The organism is Salipiger sp. PrR007, from assembly GCF_010499845.1.
Lineage (GTDB): Bacteria > Pseudomonadota > Alphaproteobacteria > Rhodobacterales > Rhodobacteraceae > Salipiger > Salipiger pacificus_A.
In genome coordinates, this window is the sequence record NZ_JAAGOZ010000064.1 from 1 (window position 1) to 4790 (window position 4790).

General features: G+C 67.3%; 4 protein-coding genes and 1 pseudogene. 3 read left to right on the plus strand and 2 right to left on the minus strand.

Annotation, left to right across the window (positions count from 1 at the left end; all coding sequences use genetic code 11):
• The first annotated feature begins 495 nt into the window (after positions 1–495).
• From G0Q01_RS22105 to G0Q01_RS22115, 3 genes are all read left to right on the plus strand, one after another.
• Positions 496–1389, plus strand: coding sequence for a PfkB family carbohydrate kinase (locus G0Q01_RS22105; RefSeq protein WP_164196421.1), 894 nt, complete (start codon positions 496–498; stop codon positions 1387–1389).
• Positions 1386–2303, plus strand: coding sequence for a pseudouridine-5'-phosphate glycosidase (locus G0Q01_RS22110; RefSeq protein ID WP_164196422.1), 918 nt, complete (start codon positions 1386–1388; stop codon positions 2301–2303). The genes G0Q01_RS22105 and G0Q01_RS22110 overlap by 4 nt, the downstream gene beginning before the upstream one ends.
• A 92-nt stretch (positions 2304–2395) precedes the next feature.
• Positions 2396–3091: a DUF502 domain-containing protein gene (locus tag G0Q01_RS22115; RefSeq protein WP_108965531.1), complete on the plus strand. Its 696-nt coding sequence runs from the start codon at positions 2396–2398 to the stop codon at positions 3089–3091.
• Between the two features lies 1 nt (position 3092).
• On the opposite strand, the gene G0Q01_RS22120 is transcribed toward G0Q01_RS22115, so the two are convergent.
• Both G0Q01_RS22120 and G0Q01_RS22125 read right to left on the minus strand, forming a co-directional pair.
• A complete protein-coding gene (locus G0Q01_RS22120; protein ID WP_164196423.1) occupies positions 3093–4535 on the minus strand; it encodes a UdgX family uracil-DNA binding protein in 1443 nt (480 codons plus the stop codon).
• Positions 4535–4790, minus strand: a pseudogene (locus tag G0Q01_RS22125) (radical SAM protein); the annotation flags it as partial. The gene G0Q01_RS22120 and the pseudogene G0Q01_RS22125, both read right to left, overlap by 1 nt.

Genomic DNA, 4790 nt, shown 5'->3' on the forward strand with positions numbered 1-4790 from the left:
AGGCTAAGCTCGTGGATATCCGGAACAGACTGACATAGAATAGGAAATCAGGCTTTGCGCTTCGGCGTGAGTTCACACGTTGGTTTGCCAACCCACCGCCATGCTCTCGGCGCGCTCTCCGATCTTCCAAATCGGGTGCGCTGAGGCGTTGTCCTCGCCGAAACTGCCGTTTCGCATGACGTCGGCCAACTCGACGCCGGCGGAGGCATTGGCGCGGGAGCGATCTGGCCGCGCGTCCAAGTATCGAGCGAAAGCCACTGTGTCTTCGCGAAAATCTGCCCTTGGGACAGGTCCGCGAGCGCGGTTTCCCCGATCCGCCATACGTCTGGCGTGGCCGCGCTTTGCAGGACATGGTCCAGCCTGCATCTTCGCTTGGTCCTTTCCTCTCTTCCTTGCCGCACCGTTGCCTTGCGCATTTTCGCCGATGGCGTAACCACCGGGCGGCGCTGCATCAATCCTCTTGCCCCGGCCCGGAGGCTCGGTCACAAGGACAGCATGAGCAGCACTCCGGATATCCTCTGCATCGGCTCCGTCCTCTGGGATGTGATCGGCCGCTCTGCCAGTCATATGCGCCAGGGCTCCGACGTGCCCGGGCGCATCATTCGCCTGCCGGGAGGTGTGGCGATGAACATCGCGATGACTCTCACCCGCTTCGGGCTGACCCCGGGCCTGTTGAGCGCCGTTGGGCAGGATCCCAATGGTCACGAGCTGGTGGACGCCTGCGAGCGGCTCGGCTGCGTCACGGAATATCTTTATCGTTCCGAGGACTTGCCGACCGACATGTATATGGCGGTTGAAGGCGCGAACGGGTTGATCGCGGCGATCGCCGACGCCCATTCGCTCGAGCAATCCGGCGCCCGTATCCTGTCGCCGCTGATCGACGGCCCGCTCGGCAGCGCCGAGGCGCCCTGGGCCGGGCCGGTGGCGCTCGACGGCAACCTGACGCTGGGCCTGCTGGAAGAGATCCTCCGCCTGCCCGCCTTTGCCGCCGCGGACCTGCGCATCGCGCCGGCGAGCCCCGGCAAGGCCGAACGGCTGACCCCCTTCCTGCGCGCGGGTCGCGGGGTTCTCTATGTGAACCTCGAGGAAGCCGGGCTGCTTTGCATGCAGAGTTTCGGCGACTCCGCCGAGGCCGCGTCGGCGCTCGTTGCCCGCGGTGCCGCACGAGCGCTGGTGACCAATGGCGGCCAGCCCGCGTCCGATGCCTCCGCCGAGGGGGTGATTTCGGAATGCCCGCCCGAGGTGCTGGTCACCCGGGTGACCGGTGCGGGCGACACTTTCATGGCGGCGCATATCGCCGCCGAACTGCGCGGCGCCGACCGTGCCACCGCGCTGGACGAAGCGCTGGCGGCCGCCGCAACCTACGTATCCGGAGACGTGACTTCATGACCCTCGTGCATCTTTCCGCCCCTGTCGCCGACGCGCTTGCCAAGGGCGCGCCCGTGGTGGCGCTGGAATCGACCATTATCACCCATGGCATGCCTTGGCCGCAGAACCTCGAGATGGCGCGCAAGGTCGAGCGGACGATCCGCGACGGCGGCGCCACCCCGGCGACCATCGCGGTGCTAGGCGGCAAGCTCTGCGTCGGTCTCGACGACGCGCAGCTCGAGGCGCTGGCGCAGACCAAGCACGCGGCAAAGCTCTCGCGCGCCGACATGGCTGTGTGCATGGCGCGGGGCGGCACGGGCGCGACCACCGTGGCGGCGACGATGATCGCGGCGCGGCTGGCGGGCATCGAAGTCTTTGCCACCGGCGGCATCGGCGGCGTGCACCGCGGCGCCGAGCAGAGCTTCGACATCTCTGCCGACCTGCAGGAGCTGGCGCAGACCCAGGTGACCGTGATCGCCGCCGGCGCGAAGGCCATCCTTGACCTGTCGAAGACCATGGAGGTGCTCGAAACCCTTGGCGTTCCGGTGATCGCCTTCGGGCAGGACCAACTGCCGGCCTTCTGGTCGCGCGAGGCCGGGATCGCCGCGCCGCTGCGGCTCGACACCGCAAAGCAGATCGCCGAGGCGCACCGGATGCGCGGCGCCCTCGGCCTGCCCGGCGGCCAGCTCGTGGCCAACCCGATCCCCGAAAGCGCCGAGATCCCGCGCGAGACGATGATGCCGATCATCGCCCGGGCCATGGAAGACGCGACCGCGCATGGCATCCACGGCAAGGCGGTCACGCCGTATCTTCTCCAGCGCATCTTCGAGCTGACCGAGGGCCGCTCGCTCGAAAGCAACATCGAGCTGGTGCTGAACAACGCCCGTCTCGGCGCGGCCATCGCGGCGGAAATGAGCGCCCTGCCCGCCGCGTAAACCACAGCGCGGATCACAGTCTCGCGCGCCCATTGTGAAGCGGCGCGCGAGCCCCTAGTTTGTTTCGGAACACCTCTGTCTCCGGAACAAGAATGAACACGCCCTTCGACGACAAGCCCCGCCGCCCCGGCATCTTCGCGAGCCTCAGGGCGAGCTTCCTGACCGGGCTGGTGGTGATCGCCCCGGTTGGCCTGACCATCTGGCTGATCTGGACCCTGTTCGGCTGGGTCGACGGCTTCGTGCTGCCGCTGGTGCCGCAGCGCTTCAATCCCGAGGAGTACATCGGGATCAACCTGCGCGGCGTGGGCGTGATCTTCTTTCTTGTCTTCACCATCCTCGTCGGCTGGGTCGCCAAGGGGCTGATCGGCCGTTCGATGATCCGCTTTGCCGAAACGCTGGTGGACCGCACCCCTGTGGTGCGCTCGATCTATTCTGGAATCAAACAGATCGCCGAAACGGTTTTCGCCCAGACCGAGAGCAACTTCGAAAAGGCCTGCCTCGTGCAGTACCCGCGCAAGGGTATCTGGGCGATCGGCTTCATCTCGACCCGGGCCAAGGGTGAGATCCTCGCCCGCGCCGACGCTATGGGAGACCTGGTTTCGGTCTTCGTGCCGACCACGCCCAACCCGACCTCGGGCTTCTTGCTCTACTTCCCCGCCGAGGATGTGGTGGAACTGGAGATGAGCATCGAGGATGCCGCCAAGCTGGTGATCTCGGCCGGGCTCGTCTATCCGCCGGAAAAGCCGGGCGAAAAGCCGAAGGTCGAACCGGTGCGCCGCGCCAGCTGACTCAGCGGTCCGGCTGCTCCGCCAAGGCAGCCAGTTCCCGCACCGCAAGTCTCAGGTCAGCCTCGAAGAGCGCCTCCGCCGCCGCGCGCTCTGCGGCGGGCACGCGCAAAAGATAGGACGGATGCAGCGTGACCAGCACCGGGGTGCCATCCTCGGTGCGTTCGAGACCGCCGCGCCGGGCCATCAGGGCTCGGCGGTCTCCGGTCAGGCTCTCCACTGCCGTCGCGCCCAGAGCGAGGATCAGCTTCGGCTTCACCCGGCTCCGCTCGAGATCAAGCCACCAGCGGCATTGCTGGATCTCGCCGCTGTTCGGCGCCTGGTGAAGCCGCCGCTTGCCGCGCGGGGTGAACTTGAAGTGCTTGACCGCATTGGTGACATAGGCCCTGCGCCGGTCAAGTCCGGCACGCTGTGCGATGCTGTCGAAGAGCTGACCGGCCGGGCCGACAAAGGGGCGCCCTTCCAGATCCTCGCGATCTCCGGGCTGTTCGCCGACGATCATCAGTGGCGCATCCGGGGGCCCTTCGCCCGGCACCGGCTGTGTCGCGTCCTGCCACAGCGGACAGCGCCGGCAGGCCGAGAGGGCCGCGTGCAGATCGCCGACTTCCTCTGTTACCTCGGTGGTGGGCAGGCGCAGGCGCGCGCTGATCTTTCCGGCACGGGCGGGAGCAAGCGTCGGTGCCGCCTCGGCCATCTGCCGCGCGCGGGCCTCGGCGGTGGCGATCAACTCAGGGATGAGCTGCGTCTCGGGCATGTTGTGCCAGTATTTCTTCGGCATCTCGGCCTGCATCGCCTTGGGTTTCAGCCTTGCCGGGTTGAAGATATTGCGGAAATAGGTGCGCCAGAGATCCTCGGTCGCGTCCTGCGGCAGCTCGGGTCTGGGCGCTCCCGGCGCGAACCGAAGCGCGCCCCCCTCGAAATGCGCCGACAGGTCCGGGGTAAAGATCGCCCAGTCCATATCTCCGAAACGCTTGACGAAGAATGGCGCGGTCAGCTCGACGATGTGGTGGGTCGGCTCGAACCAGGCGGCGAACCTGCGACGGTTCGCCCCTGGCACCTCCAGCTCGCGGAAGCGGACGAAGGCGGTCATCTTGTGCCGGTCGCGGCTGACGTCCTTGGCCATGCGGGTGAGCTTGGCGACGCGCGGATCGCCCCGGTCTTCGAGCAAACGCCTGTCGTCCCGGAGCGACCAGAGCAGTGCATAGAGCCGGGCAAAGCGTTCGGGGTCGCTGTGGCAGACGGCAAGCCGTGCCAGCTCGACAAAGCCGCGCGGCACGGTGACCGGCCCGCCGGCAATCTTTGGCAGGTCGGTGGCAAAGAGGTCCTCCGCGCCCTGCCCGCGCTGCCAGAGCAGATCCTCGGGCCGCACCCCTGCCCCCAGAAGCGCCCGCGCCTCATCCCGCCAGGCCTCGAAGGTGCCGATCTCGGGCAACGCGACGCGGCGCATCAGAAGAGCGAGAGCTGTTCAGGCGGCGGCGCGAAGCGGGCGCGCAGATCGGCGGCATCGCTCAGCGCGCGCGGGCGCCAGTCAAGCAGGGTGATGAAGGGCTTGGCCTGCTTGAGGCTGGCGCCCATCCGCCGCAGATCGTCATAGCGCAGCGTGCGATGACGCCGGGTGGTCAGGATGTGGCGCGACATCGCAGTTGAGTGCTGAGCGACATCGCAGGTGGATGACGGTGACGTTTTTTGACGGTGCCGGTTT